Consider the following 16,174-nt stretch of genomic DNA (forward strand, 5'->3'; position numbering starts at 1 on the left):
ACCTAGGATGGTATAAGATATGAAATTGCAGCAGCTTCGTTACATTGTGGAAGTGGTTAACCACAACCTGAATGTCTCCTCGACGGCAGAAGGGCTCTATACCTCTCAACCCGGCATCAGCAAACAGGTGCGCATGCTCGAAGATGAGCTGGGCATCCAGATTTTCGCCCGCAGCGGCAAGCACCTGACCCAGGTCACCCCGGCCGGCCAGGAAATCATTCGCATCGCGCGTGAAGTGCTGTCCAAAGTGGACGCCATCAAAGCCGTTGCCGGTGAACACACCTACCCGGACAAAGGCTCGCTGTACGTCGCCACCACGCATACCCAGGCTCGCTACGCCTTGCCCAACGTGATCAAGGGCTTTATCGAGCGTTACCCGCGTGTCTCGCTGCACATGCATCAGGGCTCGCCGACGCAGATCGCCGAAGCGGTCTCCAAAGGCACCGCCGATTTCGCCATCGCCACCGAAGCGCTGCACCTGTATGACGATCTTATCATGCTGCCGTGCTACCACTGGAACCGTGCGGTGGTGGTGAAGCCCGATCATCCTTTGGCGGGCAAAAGCAGCATCAGCATTGAAGAACTGGCGGCTTACCCGATCGTCACTTACACCTTCGGCTTCACCGGCCGCTCGGAGCTGGACACCGCCTTCAACCGCGCCGGCCTGACGCCGCGCATCGTCTTTACCGCCACTGACGCCGACGTGATTAAAACCTATGTGCGTTTGGGATTGGGGGTAGGGGTGATCGCCAGCATGGCGGTGGATCCGGTGCAGGATCCGGATCTGGTGACGGTGGATGCGCGCGATATCTTCACCTACAGCACCACCAAGATCGGCTTCCGCCGCAGCACTTTCCTGCGCAGTTACATGTACGACTTCATTCAGCGCTTCGCGCCGCACCTGACGCGCGACGTGGTCGACAGCGCTGTGGCGCTGCGCTCCAACGAAGAGATTGAAGCGATGTTCAAGGACATCAAGCTGCCGATCAAGTAATCGTTGACGATATCAAATCAAACCCGGTTAGGCGCCTGTCAAACCGGGTTTTTTTAGCCCGGAAACCCGTACCTTCCTTGTTTCTCAGGATCATCCTGAAAAGCCGTCGTCCTTTCGACAGCTTCTTTTCCAACAACATAGAAATTAGCGGTGATGGTGAAATAGGGATGAATAATTTCGACTCGGCTGTCATTGCCATTAAATTGGGTGTCTCTGCCATCATTGCGGCAGTTGTGCTCACAGTATGTCGTCGCCTGGTGCGCAAACCCCGCTAAAACCGCGAGATTTTCCCTGCCAAAACGCCGCCTCGTTGCGGCGTTTTCGTTGACGCGTGGCCTAACCCCTTGGCTGCGCTCGCACTTCCTTCTTCTTGATTGTTCTCACCTATCGCTGTGATCAAATCGTGTTGTTATCAAAACGTTAACTTATCTTTGTGGTATCTTTAAACAAGACCTCACTGATTACCCTGTTTTAATCACAATAAGAAATGGAGGAGCTATGTCGTCCGATCTTCGTGAAACAAGTCTGGATAAGCTGGTTGCGCTAAATAGCGAATATTACTACTACAGTCTGCCGCTGGCGGCGAAGCAGCTGGGTGATATCGACCGGTTGCCGAAATCAATGAAAGTGCTGTTGGAGAACCTGCTGCGCCATGTGGATGGCGATACCGTGCAGGTTGACGACCTCAAGTCCATCGTCGCCTGGTTGCAAACCGGCCATGCTGACCGTGAGATCGCCTACCGTCCGGCGCGCGTGCTGATGCAGGATTTTACCGGCGTTCCGGCGGTGGTGGATCTGGCGGCGATGCGTGAAGCGGTGCGGCGGCTGGGCGGCAATGTCGACCAGGTGAACCCGCTGTCACCGGTGGATCTGGTGATTGACCACTCGGTTACCGTCGATGAATTCGGCGATGACAACGCCTTCGAAGACAACGTGCGTATCGAAATGCAGCGCAACCACGAGCGCTACACCTTCCTGCGCTGGGGGCAGAAAGCCTTCAACCGTTTCCGCGTGGTGCCGCCGGGCACCGGCATCTGCCACCAGGTCAACCTCGAATACCTCGGCCAAACGGTGTGGCACAGCGACGAAAGCGGTCGCCGCGTGGCCTATCCGGATACGCTGGTGGGCACCGATTCTCACACCACCATGATCAACGGCCTGGGCATTCTCGGCTGGGGCGTCGGCGGTATCGAAGCGGAAGCGGCGATGCTGGGCCAGCCGGTATCGATGCTGATCCCGGACGTCGTCGGCTTTAAGCTGACCGGCAAGCTCCGCGAGGGCATTACCGCCACCGACCTGGTGCTGACCGTCACCCAAATGCTGCGTAAGCACGGCGTTGTTGGCAAGTTCGTCGAGTTTTACGGCGACGGCCTGGCCGATCTGCCGTTGGCGGACCGGGCGACCATCGCCAACATGTCGCCGGAGTTCGGCGCCACCTGCGGTTTCTTCCCGGTAGATGACGTCACGCTCGGCTACATGAAACTCAGCGGCCGCAGCGCCGAACAAATCGCGCTGGTGGAAGCTTACGCCAAGGCGCAGGGCATGTGGCGCAACCCGGGGGATGAGCCGGTATTCACCAGCACGCTGGCGCTGGATATGTCGACGGTCGAGGCCAGCCTCGCCGGGCCGAAACGCCCGCAGGATCGCGTCGCGCTGCCGAATGTGCCGCAGGCGTTCAGGGCCGCTACCGAGTTGGATATCGGCGGCCACAAGACCAAGGCAGACAGCAAATCCTTTACGCTGGATGGGCAGCAGCACGAGCTGCACGACGGCGCGGTGGTGATCGCGGCGATCACCTCCTGCACCAACACCTCCAACCCGAGCGTGATGATGGCGGCCGGCCTGCTGGCGAAAAACGCCGTCAAGAAAGGGCTGCGTAGCAAACCCTGGGTAAAAACCTCGCTGGCGCCGGGTTCCAAAGTGGTGACCGACTACTTCGACAGCGCCAAACTTACCGCTTATCTGGAAGAACTGGGGTTCAACCTGGTGGGATATGGCTGTACCACCTGTATCGGCAACTCCGGGCCGCTGCCGGATCCTATCGAGCAGGCGATCAAAGAGGGCGATCTGACCGTGGGCGCGGTGCTGTCGGGCAACCGTAACTTCGAAGGGCGCATCCACCCGCTGGTGAAAACCAACTGGCTGGCCTCACCGCCGCTGGTTGTGGCGTATGCGCTGGCGGGCAGCATGAAGATCGATCTGACCAAAGAGCCGCTGGGCGAGGGCAATGACGGTCAACCGGTCTACCTGAAGGACATCTGGCCGAGCAGCCAGGACATCGCTCAGGCGGTGGAAGAGGTGCGCACCGAGATGTTCCACAAGGAATACGGCGAAGTGTTCGACGGCGACGCCAACTGGCAGGCGATCCAGGTGACCGGTTCGGCGACCTATCAGTGGCAGGAAGACTCGACCTATATCCGCCATCCGCCGTTCTTCAGCACCATGAAGGTGAAGCCGGATCCGGTGCAAGACATCAAGGATGCGCGCATTCTGGCGATTCTGGCCGATTCGGTGACCACCGACCACATCTCGCCGGCGGGGAATATCAAGCGCGACAGCCCGGCGGGGCGTTACCTGAGCGAGCACGGCGTGGCGCCGCAGGATTTTAACTCCTACGGTTCGCGCCGCGGAAACCATGAAGTGATGATGCGCGGCACCTTTGCCAACATCCGCATCCGCAACGAAATGGTGCCGGGCGTGGAGGGGGGCTATACCCGCCATATTCCGTCGCAGCAGCAACTGTCTATCTACGACGCCGCCATGCAGTACCAGCAGGAGAAAGTGCCGCTGGCGGTGATCGCCGGTAAAGAGTACGGTTCCGGCTCCAGCCGCGACTGGGCGGCGAAAGGGCCGCGCCTGCTGGGCGTGCGGGTGGTGATCGCCGAATCCTTCGAGCGCATTCACCGCTCCAACCTGATCGGTATGGGCATTTTGCCGCTGGAGTTCCCGCAGGGCGTGACGCGCAAAACGCTGGGGCTGACCGGGGACGAGCAGATCAGCGTCGGCGGCCTGCAACAGCTGCAGCCGGGCCAGACGGTGCCGGTACATATCACCTATGCCGACGGGCGCAAGGAGGTGATTGACACCCGTTGCCGCATCGATACCGGCAATGAGCTGACCTACTACGAAAACGACGGCATCCTGCACTACGTAATCAGGAAAATGCTGTAAATCGGGTAGTAAAAAGGGCGCCGCAAGGCGCCCTGATTGTTTTCACCGTGGCGGCGATCACTTCTGGTCGAGCAAATGGCCCATTTTGGCGGCCTTGGTCGCCAGATAGTGTTCGTTCTTCGGATTGCGGCCGACGATCAGCGGCACGCGCTCGCTGATATTGATACCGGCTTCGGTCAGGATCTCGACCTTTTTCGGGTTGTTGGTCAGCAAGCGCACCGCGTCGACGCCCAGCAGTTTGAACATGTCGGCGCACAGGGTGAAGTCGCGTTCGTCGGCGGCGAAGCCGAGCTGATGGTTGGCTTCCACGGTGTCTGCGCCCTTATCCTGCAGGGCATAGGCGCGGATCTTGTTCAACAGGCCGATATTGCGGCCCTCCTGGCGATGATAAAGCAGGATGCCGCGGCCTTCTTCGGCGATCTGCTCCAGTGCGGCTTCCAGCTGAAAACCGCAGTCGCAGCGCAGGCTGAACAACGCGTCGCCGGTCAGACATTCGGAATGCACGCGTGCGAGCACCGGCGCTTCACCGGAAATATCACCGAATACCAGCGCCAGATGATCGTGCCCGGTCGCCAGTTCTTCGAATCCCACCATCAGGAAATCGCCCCAAGGTGTCGGCAGTTTAGCCTCTGCCACCCGTTTAAGCTGCATGTCACTCTCCACAAAAACCTACGATTCAATCATTGTCGCGCATCCTAAGTCCGGTCAGTGCATTGACCAAGACTAAAACGTGCTACGCCGATCTCTATTTCGTTAATTATCGGCTATTTTGCCACAACTTCTTGCCGGGCGGTGCTCAGCAAACCAGCAGATGGCGTTTTCTGGCCACCTATTATTGCGATAGGTTGTCTATCTGTTTAATTTTTCGCGTGTTATCAAGATTGCACTCTTGTTACACTGCAGCCTGATTCACGCAGAGGAAAACGGGAATGTATGAGATAGCAAAACGCACGGCGGGCGGCGCGTTGCTGCTGCTGTTGATGCCGCTGGCGGTCTGGGTATCCGGCTGGCACTGGCAACCCGGCGGCAATGACCGGCTGCTGAAAGCGCTGTACTGGGTGACCGAAACCGTGACCTCGCCGTGGGGCATTCTGACCAGCGCGATCCTCTGCGGTTGGTTTTTGTGGTGCCTGCGCTTTCGGCTGAAGCCGGCCATCGGTCTGGCGATGCTGCTTTTCGCCGCACTGTTGATTGGGCAGGGCGTGAAGTCGTTGATCAAGGATCGGGTGCAAGAGCCGCGTCCTTTCGTGGTGTGGTTGGAGCAAACCCACGGCGTGGACGGCAAGTATTTCTACTCGCTGCAGCGCAAAGAGCGCAGCGCGCTGGTGCGCGAGCAACTGCAAGACCAGACGCTGGTGCCGAGCTGGCTGCGCAAGCACTGGCAGTTTGAAACCGGCTTTGCTTTTCCGTCGGGGCACACCATGTTCGCCGCCACCTGGGCGCTATTGGGCGTAGGGCTGCTGTGGCCGCGCCGCCATTACAAAACCGTTGCGATCCTGATGGTGTGGGCGGCTGGGGTAATGGGCAGCCGCTTGCTGCTGGGCATGCACTGGCCGCGCGATCTGGCGATGGCCACGTTGATCAGCTGGCTGCTGGTGGTGGTCACCTGCTGGCTGGCGCAGCGCTGGTTCGGTCCTCTGACGCCGCCGCCGCAAGAGCAACAGGAAATCGCGGCGCGCAAGCCGGAATAATCACTTCTTTCACAGGCGCCGTTCAGGCGCCTGCCACCAAGACCTTAACGCCAACCTTTTCAAATGCCTGCATGGCGGCATCGCCAATTCCGTTGTCGGTAATCAAATAGTCGATATGCTGCCAGTCACAAGGCAGCGCAAACATTGAAACTTTATCGATCTTGCTGGAGTCGGCCACCACATACACCGTGTTGGCTGCATTGATCATTGCCATTTTCAGTTTGATGTCGGTTTCGCTTGGGAAACTGAGCCCGTGGCGGGGCGAGATGCAGGCCGTCGCGAGGAACAGTTTTTGCGCCAGCACGTTTTCGAAGAAATTGGCGGCTTTGTCCCCGGAGGTGGAGAGCGTCGGAAATTTGAATGAGCCCCCGGTCAGCAAAATATTCACGCCCGGTTCGCCGCCCAGCTGCAGCGCAATATTGACGCCGGTGGTGATAACGGACAGTTTCTTTATGTGATTCAGGTGATTGGCGATAGCCGTGGTGGTGGTGCCCGAATCAAGAATGATGGTGTCGCCGGGTTCGATAAAACCGGCGGCGAGTTTGCCGATGCGATCTTTGGCGGTCAGGTTAACCTGGCGTTCCAGCAGCATGGCATGCGTATTTTGCTTGCCATCAACCAGGGTTGCACCGCCGTGGAAGCGCTGCACATAGCCTTGCTGCTGCAGGACGCGCAGATCGGTGCGAATGGTCGCCTCGGTCAGCTTGAAGGTATCGGTAAGCATTTTGACCGTCGCCGAGCCGTCTTCGCGGATCATGTCGAGGATCTTTTCGCGCCGTTGCTGCATTTCCGCCAACTGTTCGCTTTTGCTTTTCAATCGAAAGACTCCTGCACCTGTCAGTTCCCGCCGCGCGGTTTGCCACGGCCACTCCATATTGATGCGCTGAATTTTAGCTCGCGATTATTGATAAAGCCACGGATAAACCCGGTTAAGTAGCATTGATTTTTATTCGAAAATCATTGGCATCCGATGAAATCAACGATAAAAAACTCAATTAAAGCAGCCGGGTGATTTTCATCATGTTGTTATTTATTGGTTTTTTTCGGTGTGGGTGTTGTCGGGTAAGCGCTTTTGTTTGAAATTTGATCTTGCCCACATTAATTATCGTTTTTGCTGCATATGATTTCCATTCGAAAATCAATGGTGAGTTAACGGATCGTTTTGATGCGATAACGATAATCAAGGCGCTTAAGCAGAGGTGACGATGGACTTTCAGGCGATTAAAAACACGGCACGCCAGGCGCGCCGACATGTGGTGACCATGAACCATAAGGCAGGCAAGGGTCATACCGGCGCCGATCTGTCGGAAATCGACATCATCTGCACTTTGTATATGGCAGTGATGGATCGCAGCAATGCCCGGCCCGATCAGGATCGGTTCATTTTGTCTAAAGGGCACGGCGCCGGCGGTTTTTACTGCAGCTGTGCGGCGATGGGCTTGCTCGATCCGGCGGTGCTCGATCAGTTCATGGGCGACGACACCTTGTTGGCCGGGCATCCGGTGCGGCAGAAGTTGCCGGAGCTGGTGGAGATTAATTCCGGCGGTTTGGGGCATGGGCTGCCGATCGCCGTGGGGTTGGCGCTGGGCAATAAGCTGGCAGGGCGTGGGCATCGCCGCGCTTTCGTCCTGCTGGGCGACGGTGAGCTGGCGGAGGGATCCAACTGGGAGGCGGCAATGGCGGCCAGCAAATTCAAGCTGGATAACCTGATCGCCATCGTCGATCGTAACCGGCTGCAGCTGGCGGGCAAGACGGAGGAGATCATGCCGCTGGAACCGCTGGCGGAAAAATGGCGCGCGTTCGGTTTCGAAACCGTCGAGTGTGACGGGCACGATCCGGCGGCGTTGGTGGCGGCGATCCAACTTCCGAGCCAGGACAAGCCGCGAGTGATTTTGGCCAATACCGAAAAGGGGCACGGCGTGTCGTTTATGGCTAACGTTGCCGCCTGGCATCACGCGGTACCGGACGAACAACAGCTGGCGCAGGCGCTGGTGGAACTGGAGGGGTAAACATGCAGGATTTACGCGATGCGGTGGTGACGGCGTTGATCGAACAGCAACGGGCGGGTGCAGATCTGAGCGTGATGGTGGCGGATTCCACGTCCACGTCAAAAATCGCGCCCTTTGAGCAGGCTTATCCGGAGCGGGTAGTGAACGTCGGTATCGCCGAACAGAACATGGTCGGCATGGCTGCCGGCATGGCGCTCAGCGGCCGTACGGTCTTTACCGCCAACGCGGCACCTTTCCTGTTCGCTCGTTCAAACGAACAGATGAAAAACGATGTTTGCTACACGGAGACCAACGTGAAAATGCTCGGCCTGAATGCCGGATTTGGTTACGGGCCACTGGGGGCGACGCACCACTGCATGAACGATATCGCCATCGCCCGTACGCTGGGCAATCTCAGCGTCTATGCGCCGGCGGATGCGCGGCAAGCGGCAGAGATTGTCCGTCATGTCATCGCGCAACCCGGCCCGGCCTATATTCGCATGGACAGCGACAAGCTGCCGGTATTGAACGCGGATTACCAATTCCGTCCCGGAGAGCCGGAGGTGTTGCACCAAGGGGAAGATAGCCTGGTGTTCTGTTTGGGCACGGTGGCTCATGAGGCGATGAAGGTACTGGCATTGGGCGGTAACCCGACCATTGTCTCTCTCCCTTCGCTCTGGCCGCTCAATGAGGAGGCGGTGGTGGCGTTGATGCGCTCGCACCGTCGGGTGCTGACTATGGAGGAGCATGCGCTCAGCGGCGGTTTAGGCACCATCATCGGTGAACTGTTGCTGCGGCATCAGCTGCCGCGGCCGTTTACCGCGCTGGGCGTGCCGGCTTACGAATTTACCCACAGCAGCAGCCGGGCGGCGCTGCGGCGGCAATATGCCATCGACGCGGCAGGATTGCATGCTCAGTTAACTCAATAGGGGGAAGCGATGGAGCGGAACGAGTATGACGTTAATTTACGCTACGGAGTAGATAGCGGACTGTCGCTGACGGGGAAGGTTGCGGTGATTACCGGCGGTTTGGGCGGCATCGCGATGGCCGCCAATCGCTTGCTGTTGGAAAAAGGCGCGCGTTTGGTGTTGATGTACCCGGCTTTTGAACAAGACAAGGCTGCGGCGGCGCTGCGGGAATTAGGTGAAGAGCAGGTACTTTGCCAGGTTTGCGACGTGACGGATCCTGACTCGGTGGCCACCGCTTTCACTGCGGCTCAACGGCGCTTTGGCCGCCTCGATATTTTGGTCAACTGCGCTGGCTACGTCAATCTGCAGCCGGCGACGGAGGTCACGCTCGAGGAGTGGCAGCGTCATTTGGCGGTCAACCTCACCGGACCTTTTCTATGCTCGCAGGCGTTGGCGCGTCGCGCGATAGCCGCCGGTCACGGCGGGAAAATCATCAACATCGCGTCGCAGGCGGCCTCTATCGCCATTGACGAACACTGTGCCTATACCTCCGCCAAGGCGGGGCTGCTGGGCATGACCAAGGTGATGGCCAAAGAATGGGCGCCGCATGGCATTACGGTCAACACGTTATCGCCCACCGTGGTGCTGACGCCTATGGGAGAGAAAGCCTGGCGAGGCGAAAAGGGCGAGGCGATGAAAAAGCTGATCCCACTGGGGCGTTTTGCTTATACCGATGAAATCGCGGCGGCGATCCTGTTTTTTGCCAGCAATGGCAGCGACATGATTACCGGCGCGGACCTGATGATCGACGGCGGTTTTACCATTTGGTAAGCGGCAACCGCGGCGATCGCCAACACCAGACGATGTTCAACACAACGATAAGAGAACACCATCATGAAAAAAATAGCCACTTACCTCACTCTGCTTACCGGTTTTGCCTGCGCCACTGCCATGGCGGCGGAAAAGGGCACAATCGCCATTCTCGTCAACTCGCTGGACAACCCTTATTACTCCGCGGAAGCCAAGGGAGCCGAGGCCAAAGCCAAGTCTCTCGGCTACCAGACGCTGGTGCTGTCGCACGGCGAAGACGTCAAACGCCAGGGGGAGCTCATCAGCCTGGTTATCGGCCGCAAGGTTCAGGGCATCATTTTGGATAACGCCGATTCCCAGGCCAGCGTCGCCGCCGTGCAGCAGGCGAAAAACGCCGGCATTCCGGTGGTGCTGATCAACCGTGAAATCCCGGTCGATGGCGTAGCGCTGGCGCAGATCACCCATAACAACTTCCAGGCCGGATCGGACGTCGCCAATCAGTTTGTGGAAAAAATGGGGGAGACCGGTAAATACGCCGAACTGACCTGCAACCTGGCGGACAATAACTGCGTCACACGTTCGCAATCGTTCCATAACGTGATTGACCAATACCCGGAGATGGTCAGCGTGGCGCGCCAAGACGCCAAGGGCAATCTGCTGGAAGGGAAGCGCATTATGGACAGCATCCTGCAGGCGCATCCGGACATCAAAGGCGTGATCTGCGGCAATGGTCCGGTCGCGCTGGGCGCAGTGGCGGCGCTGAAGGCCGCCGGCAGAAAGGATGTCACCGTGGTGGGCATCGACGGCAGCAATGATGAGCGCGATGCCATTCTCAACGGCAGCCTCTACGCCAGCGTGATGCTGCAGGCGCAGGCGATTGCCGCGCAGGGCGTCGAGATCCTGGATGGCTACTTCCAATCCGGCAGCTATACCGGCAAGGAGCGCGTGATGTTCCGCGGCATCCTGATCGGCAAAGACAATGCGCAGCGAGTCAATGACTTCAACTTTAAACCGTAATCCGCGCTGAGCGGCGTCTTTCACCACCCCGTCCTGGCGGCGGGGGGCGATCGGAGGTGTTGTTATGTCGATGCGTATTGCGTTGACCGTCATCGTCGTCCTGGCGTTGAGCGGTTGCCGTATCGTCTCGGAGAAAAAGCTGGCGGAGCTTCGCTCCCCGGTGAATGCGCATGTGGCGCAGGCGGCGGAGATTTACCGCAGTCAAATCGCCCCGCAAGCGGTCAAAACGGCGCAGCCGCTGGGCGAGCTGATCGCTCGGATCGACCAGGCCAAGGATTTCAACAGCGCTTGCGGCCTGCTTGGGTACCGTGCTCAACCGGAGTTTCCTTGTTACTTCAACGTTAAGGTCAGCGGTGAAGTCGCGGCGGTCAACACCCGTTCACGCAGCAGAAAATTAACGCTCAAACTGACCGATGCGCCGCTCAGCAGCGTGGAGGTGCAGATCGGGCCGGTCTACCGCGGGACAGCGTTACGCGACAGCTATCGCGGCCTGAGCTACAGCGATTTCAATGACCAAGCGCTGTTCGGCGATTTTGCCAGGGCGATTAACCAGGCTTCGATCGACGAACTGGCCGGATCCCAGCCCAAGGTGGGTGACCACATTACCGTGTATGGCGTATTCAGCAGCTGGCAGGCGCCCGCCGAGCCGCTGTTGATCACGCCGGTGCGCATTCAACCTTAAGGGGGCGTGATGAGCGATCCGATCATTATTCAAACGCGCAACGTTTCGCGTCTCTATCCGGGCGTCACCGCGTTGGATAGCGTGAGCTATCAAGTGTTTCGCAACCAGGTCAACGTACTGATTGGTGAAAACGGCGCCGGCAAGTCGACCATGATGAAGCTGTTGGCGGGGGTGGAAACCCCGTCCTCCGGCACCATCGAGCTGGAGGGGAAAGCGGTGACGTTAACCTCTACGCAGCAGGCGGAGCGGCTCGGGATCAGCATTATTTTTCAGGAGCTGAACCTGTTCCCCAACATGTCGGTCATGGACAACATTTTTATGGCCAACGAGTTCTTCCAGCGCGGCCGTATCAATGTGGACTATCAGTATCAGTTGGCCAAATCCTTGCTGCAGCGGCTGGAGTTGGATATCGATCCGCATACGCCGTTGGGCAGCCTCGGTATCGGTCATCAGCAACTGGTTGAAATTGCCCGTGCCCTGGCGAAGGACACCCGGGTGCTGATCATGGATGAGCCGACGTCGGCGCTGAGTCAGGCCGAAGTGCGCACGCTGTTTCGGGTGATCGCCGATCTGAAAAAACGCGGTGTCACCATCATCTACATTTCTCACCGACTGGAGGAGCTGATGGAGATTGGCGATCGCATCACGGTGTTTCGCGACGGGCGTTTTGTTGCCGCCGAACCGGTCAGTAACGTCAGCATTCCGTGGATCATCGAAAAGATGGTGGGTGAAAAGAGCAAGCACTTTGATTATTGCGCGGCAGAACAAGGGGATGAAGTGCTGAAGGTCGAACAGCTGACGCTGCCGCGTGAAAACGGCGGCTATTGCCTTAACGACGTCAGTTTTTCACTGCGCAAAGGGGAAGTGATCGGCATTTATGGCCTGTTGGGGGCCGGCCGTACCGAACTGTTCAAAGTGCTCAACGGCGTGATGCGCCAGACGGCAGGTCGCATTTTGCTCAACGGGAAAAGCGTGGAGCGGCTGGGATTCCGTCAACGCATGGCGTTGGGCATGGCGTTGGTGCCGGAAGACAGGCAGGCGGAGGGGTTGGTGCAGATGATGTCGATCAAGGCCAACATGACCCTGGCCAGCCTGGGACGTAATGCGCTACGGCCGTTGGCGTCGGCCGGGGAGTGTACGTTGGTCGATGGCATGATCGAAAAACTGGCGATCAAGGTCAGTGACCGGGAGCTGCCAATCACCAGCCTGAGCGGCGGCAATCAGCAGAAAGTGGTGTTGGGCAAGGCGCTGCTGACCGGGCCGCAGGTGGTGTTTCTTGATGAGCCGACGCGCGGAATTGACGTCGGTGCCAAAACGGACGTTTACCACCTGATTGGCGCGATGGCGCGCCAGGGGCTGGCGGTGATGTTTTCTTCGTCGGAGCTGGATGAGGTGGTCTCGCTGGCCGACCGGGTGATGGTGATGGCGGACGGGCAGCTGACAGCCGATCTGCCGCGCGAACGGGCCGATCGCGAAACGCTGATCCGCGCCTCAACCCCTCATGCATAAGGATAAGGCAATGCAAACCAAGTATCGGTTGTATATGTATTTGCTGCAGGCGCGCACCTTCATCGCCCTGTTGCTGGTGGTGCTGTTCTTCAGCAGCATGGTGCCGAATTTTCTGACCGTCTCTAATCTGCTGATCATGACGCAGCACGTGGCGATTACCGGGCTGCTGGCGGTTGGCATGACGCTGGTGATCCTCACCGGCGGCATCGACTTGTCGGTCGGCGCGGTGGCGGGCTTGTGCGGGATGATTGCCGGTGCGCTATTGACCGTCGGTATCCCGCTGTGGGATGGCAATCGGCTGTTTCTCAACGTTTTTGAAGTGATCGGCGCGGTGGCGCTGGTGGGCGTGTTGTTGGGTTTGATCAACGGCACGCTGATCACGCGGCTCGGCGTTGCGCCATTCATCTGCACCCTGGGAGCGATGTACGTGGCGCGTGGGGCGGCGTTGCTGACGGCGGACGGCAAAACCTACCCTAATCTGGTGGGCATGGAAGCGCTGGGCAACACCGGTTTCACGGCCCTGGGGTCCGGCACCTTCCTGGGAATTTACAACCCGATTTGGCTGATGCTGGCTATCGTGTTGTTGGGGATCTATCTCACCAAGAAAACGCCGCTGGGCCGTTATATCTATGCCATTGGCGGCAATGAGCCGGCGGCGCGGCTGTCGGGGGTGCCGATTGTCAAAGTGAAAATGTTCGTCTATGCGTTTTCCGGGCTGTGTGCGGCGCTGGTGGGGCTGGTCATCGCTTCTCAATTGCAAACCGCGCACCCGATGACCGGCAATATGTTCGAAATGGACGCCATCGGCGCGACGGTGCTGGGCGGTACGGCGCTGAGCGGTGGTCGCGGCAGGGTATTCGGTTCGATCATCGGCGCCTTTGTGATCGTTTTTCTGGCGGACGGCTTGGTGATGATGGGCGTCAGCGAGTTCTGGCAAATGGTGATTAAAGGGCTGGTGATCGTCACCGCCGTGGTGATTGACCAGTTCCAGCAGCGTTTGCAGAGCAAGGTTATTCTGATGCAGCGCCAGGAAAAAAAAGCGGTGCAGCCGCTGGCTGAGGTGAGCCATGGTTAAAGCGGATTGCATTGTCGCGTTGGACGAGGGCACCAGCAACGCCAAGGCCGTGGTGGTGGATGCGCAGGGTACGATCGTCGCCAGGGCCAGCAGGCCACTGACATTGCAGACGCCGCAGCCCGGTTGGGTGGAGCAACGGGGCGAGACCTTGCTGGCGGCCTCTCTGGCGGTATTGCGGGAGGCTATTGCGTTGGCTGGCGCATCCCGCATTGCCGGTATCGCCATCAGCAACCAGCGTGAAACCGCCATCGGCTGGCGTCGCGCTGACGGCCAACCGATCGGCCCGGCTCTGACCTGGCAATGCGCGCGTTCCACCGATTTCTGCGAACGGCTGCGGCGCGATCGGCAGGAGGAAGCGGTGCGCCGCGCCACCGGTTTGCCGCTTTCACCGTTGTTCTCGGCGTCGAAAATGCGCTGGTTGCTCGATCACTGCGAAGAGGGACAGCGGTTGGCGGAGAACGGCGAACTGTGCCTGGGCACCATCGATGCCTGGCTGTTGTGGCAGTTGAGCGGGGGGCGAGCATTCGGTTGTGATGTCTCCAATGCCGCCCGAACTCAACTGCTGAATCTCGCTTCCGGGGAGTGGGACGAACAGATGCTGGCGCTGTTCAATATTCCCCGTCAGGCGCTGCCGACGATCCATTCCTCCAGCCATCTGTTCGGCACGACGTTGGGATTGGAGGGCATTGCCGACGGCATTCCAATTGCTGCGATGGTAGGGGATTCCCATGCGGCGCTTTATGGCCATGCGCTGGGTCAGGCTGGGCAGGTCAAAGCCACCTATGGCACCGGATCATCGGTGATGGCGCCAATCGCCGACGCGCAATGCGACACGAGCGCTCTGGCAACGACCATCGCCTGGCATGACGGTGGGCGCATGCAGTACGCACTGGAGGGCAATATTCCCCACACCGGCGACGCTATCGCCTGGATGCTGGATATCGCCGCCATACCGTCGGAGGGCGAAGCGCCGTTGAGTGAACTGCCTGTTCGCGTGCCCGACAGCGGTGGCGTCTATTTTGTACCGGCGCTGACCGGTGCCGGCGCACCCTGGTGGGATGAGCAAGCGCGCGGCGTGATTTGCGGGCTCAGCCGCGGCACGCGGCGAGAACATTTGGTGCGGGCCGCTTTTGAATCGGTGGCTTATCAAATCGCCGATGTGATCGGCGTACTGCGGCAACAACCGGGTTTTGCGCTGCAGGGGCTGATGGCAGACGGCGGCCCCAGCCGCAATGACTGGCTGATGCAGTTTCAGGCCGATCTGCTGGGTTGCCCGGTGTGGCGCAGTGACACGGCGGAACTGTCGGCCCTGGGGGCGGCGTTGATGGCGATGCGCAGCCTGTGGGGAGCTACCGATCGGCAACTGGCGGCACTGTTGCCTCAACATGATGAGTTTAAACCCGATATGCAGCGCCACCGGCAGCTGCAGGAAAACTACAGCGCGTGGCGGCAGGCGGTACAGCGCACCTTATGGCGGCCGCAGACGGCCTCATTGATGACAGGAGAACAATCATGAATCGTGATTTCACGGGGAAAACCGTGGTGATTACCGGCGCATGCCGCGGCATTGGGGCCGGTATCGCCGAGCGTTTCGCCAGTTTGGGCGCCAATTTGGTGATTGCGTCGAATGCAGAGCGCATTCTGACCACGGCGGAAACGCTGCGCCAGCGTTATCGGGGTGAGGTGCTGCCGGTCATCCTCGACGTCACCGATGAAGCACAAGTGGTTGATTTTTATCGTCAGGTCTGGGAGCGATTTGGCGCGATCGACGTTTCCATTCAGAACGCCGGGGTGATCACTATCGATCGTTTTGACCAGATGCCCAAAAGCGATTTTGAGAAAGTGCTGGCGGTAAATACCACGGCGGTCTGGCTCTGCTGCCGGGAGGCAGCTAAATATATGGTCGGCCAGCGCAAGGGGCGCCTGATCAACACCTCTTCCGGTCAGGGACGTAACGGGTTTATTTATACGCCGCATTACGCCGCCAGCAAAATGGGGGTGATCGGCATTACGCAGAGTTTAGCGCTTGAGCTGGCGCCACATGGCATCACGGTCAATGCATTCTGCCCCGGCATCATTGAAAGCGAGATGTGGGAATATAACGACCGCGTTTGGGGAGAAATTCTCAGCGGTCCGGAAAAAACTTACGGCAAAGGGGAGTTGATGGCCGAGTGGGTGGCGGGCATTCCGCTCAAGCGTGCCGGTCAACCCGAGGATGTGGCGGGTCTTGTGGCCTTCCTTGCTTCGGACGATGCCGATTATATCACCGGCCAAACCATCAATGTGGATGGCGGGTTAATCATGTCATAACGTGATAATGTCACAAACA

The 16,174-nt window shown here is 58.9% G+C and carries 14 protein-coding genes; 12 read left to right on the forward strand and 2 right to left on the reverse strand.

Annotated elements, in window-relative coordinates:
- Positions 1 to 19: 19 nt before the first annotated feature.
- Together cysB and acnA are read left to right on the forward strand one after the other, a co-directional pair.
- Complete coding sequence (gene cysB, locus J9788_RS10195) at positions 20 to 994, forward strand: HTH-type transcriptional regulator CysB (protein WP_004930690.1); 975 nt, start codon at positions 20 to 22, stop codon at positions 992 to 994.
- A 498-nt stretch (positions 995 to 1,492) separates the two neighbouring features.
- The gene (gene acnA, locus J9788_RS10200) at positions 1,493 to 4,165 is read left to right on the forward strand and encodes an aconitate hydratase AcnA (protein WP_182264346.1); all 2,673 of its coding nucleotides are present in this window, start codon (positions 1,493 to 1,495) and stop codon (positions 4,163 to 4,165) included.
- Positions 4,166 to 4,222: 57 nt separating this feature from the next.
- Here the strand turns inward: acnA and ribA are convergent, their stop codons facing one another.
- Positions 4,223 to 4,816, reverse strand: coding sequence for a GTP cyclohydrolase II (gene ribA / locus J9788_RS10205; protein WP_019452695.1), 594 nt, complete (start codon positions 4,814 to 4,816; stop codon positions 4,223 to 4,225).
- 278 nt (positions 4,817 to 5,094) lie between these two features.
- Here ribA and pgpB point away from each other — a divergent pair, with 278 nt between their 5' ends.
- Positions 5,095 to 5,856, forward strand: coding sequence for a phosphatidylglycerophosphatase B (gene pgpB / locus J9788_RS10210; RefSeq protein WP_046898946.1), 762 nt, complete (start codon positions 5,095 to 5,097; stop codon positions 5,854 to 5,856).
- A gap of 22 nt (positions 5,857 to 5,878) precedes the next feature.
- Here pgpB and J9788_RS10215 read toward each other — a convergent pair whose 3' ends face one another.
- Positions 5,879 to 6,673 (reverse strand): DeoR/GlpR family DNA-binding transcription regulator, encoded by a 795-nt coding sequence (locus J9788_RS10215; protein ID WP_033650247.1) that lies wholly within the window; start codon positions 6,671 to 6,673, stop codon positions 5,879 to 5,881.
- Between the two features lie 388 nt (positions 6,674 to 7,061).
- Here J9788_RS10215 and J9788_RS10220 point away from each other — a divergent pair, with 388 nt between their 5' ends.
- The 9 genes from J9788_RS10220 (at position 7,062) to J9788_RS10260 (ending at position 16,155) form a co-directional block, all read left to right on the forward strand.
- Positions 7,062 to 7,865, forward strand: coding sequence for a transketolase (locus J9788_RS10220; RefSeq protein ID WP_046898947.1), 804 nt, complete (start codon positions 7,062 to 7,064; stop codon positions 7,863 to 7,865).
- A 2-nt stretch (positions 7,866 to 7,867) separates the two neighbouring features.
- Complete coding sequence (locus tag J9788_RS10225; protein ID WP_182264347.1) at positions 7,868 to 8,773, forward strand: transketolase family protein; 906 nt, start codon at positions 7,868 to 7,870, stop codon at positions 8,771 to 8,773.
- Between the two features lie 9 nt (positions 8,774 to 8,782).
- Entirely contained in the window at positions 8,783 to 9,583 is an 801-nt protein-coding gene (locus J9788_RS10230) for a GolD/DthD family dehydrogenase (RefSeq protein WP_046898949.1), read from the forward strand.
- Positions 9,584 to 9,646: 63 nt separating this feature from the next.
- Positions 9,647 to 10,579 carry a D-ribose ABC transporter substrate-binding protein gene (locus J9788_RS10235; protein WP_075684660.1) on the forward strand — a complete coding sequence of 311 codons (933 nt, stop codon included), beginning with the start codon at positions 9,647 to 9,649 and terminating at the stop codon, positions 10,577 to 10,579.
- Between the two features lie 64 nt (positions 10,580 to 10,643).
- Positions 10,644 to 11,261 carry a DUF2291 family protein gene (locus J9788_RS10240; RefSeq protein ID WP_182264348.1) on the forward strand — a complete coding sequence of 206 codons (618 nt, stop codon included), beginning with the start codon at positions 10,644 to 10,646 and terminating at the stop codon, positions 11,259 to 11,261.
- A gap of 9 nt (positions 11,262 to 11,270) precedes the next feature.
- Positions 11,271 to 12,770 carry a sugar ABC transporter ATP-binding protein gene (locus J9788_RS10245; protein ID WP_046898951.1) on the forward strand — a complete coding sequence of 500 codons (1,500 nt, stop codon included), beginning with the start codon at positions 11,271 to 11,273 and terminating at the stop codon, positions 12,768 to 12,770.
- A gap of 10 nt (positions 12,771 to 12,780) precedes the next feature.
- Positions 12,781 to 13,845, forward strand: coding sequence for an ABC transporter permease (locus tag J9788_RS10250; protein ID WP_046898952.1), 1,065 nt, complete (start codon positions 12,781 to 12,783; stop codon positions 13,843 to 13,845).
- Entirely contained in the window at positions 13,838 to 15,361 is a 1,524-nt protein-coding gene (locus J9788_RS10255; RefSeq protein WP_182264349.1) for an FGGY family carbohydrate kinase, read from the forward strand. Before J9788_RS10250 ends, J9788_RS10255 begins: the two co-directional genes overlap by 8 nt.
- Positions 15,358 to 16,155: an SDR family oxidoreductase gene (locus tag J9788_RS10260; protein ID WP_046898954.1), complete on the forward strand. Its 798-nt coding sequence runs from the start codon at positions 15,358 to 15,360 to the stop codon at positions 16,153 to 16,155. Before J9788_RS10255 ends, J9788_RS10260 begins: the two co-directional genes overlap by 4 nt.
- Positions 16,156 to 16,174 lie beyond the last annotated feature (19 nt).

This window comes from Serratia sp. X10, assembly GCF_017811775.1.
GTDB classification, from domain to species: Bacteria; Pseudomonadota; Gammaproteobacteria; order Enterobacterales; family Enterobacteriaceae; genus Serratia; species Serratia ureilytica.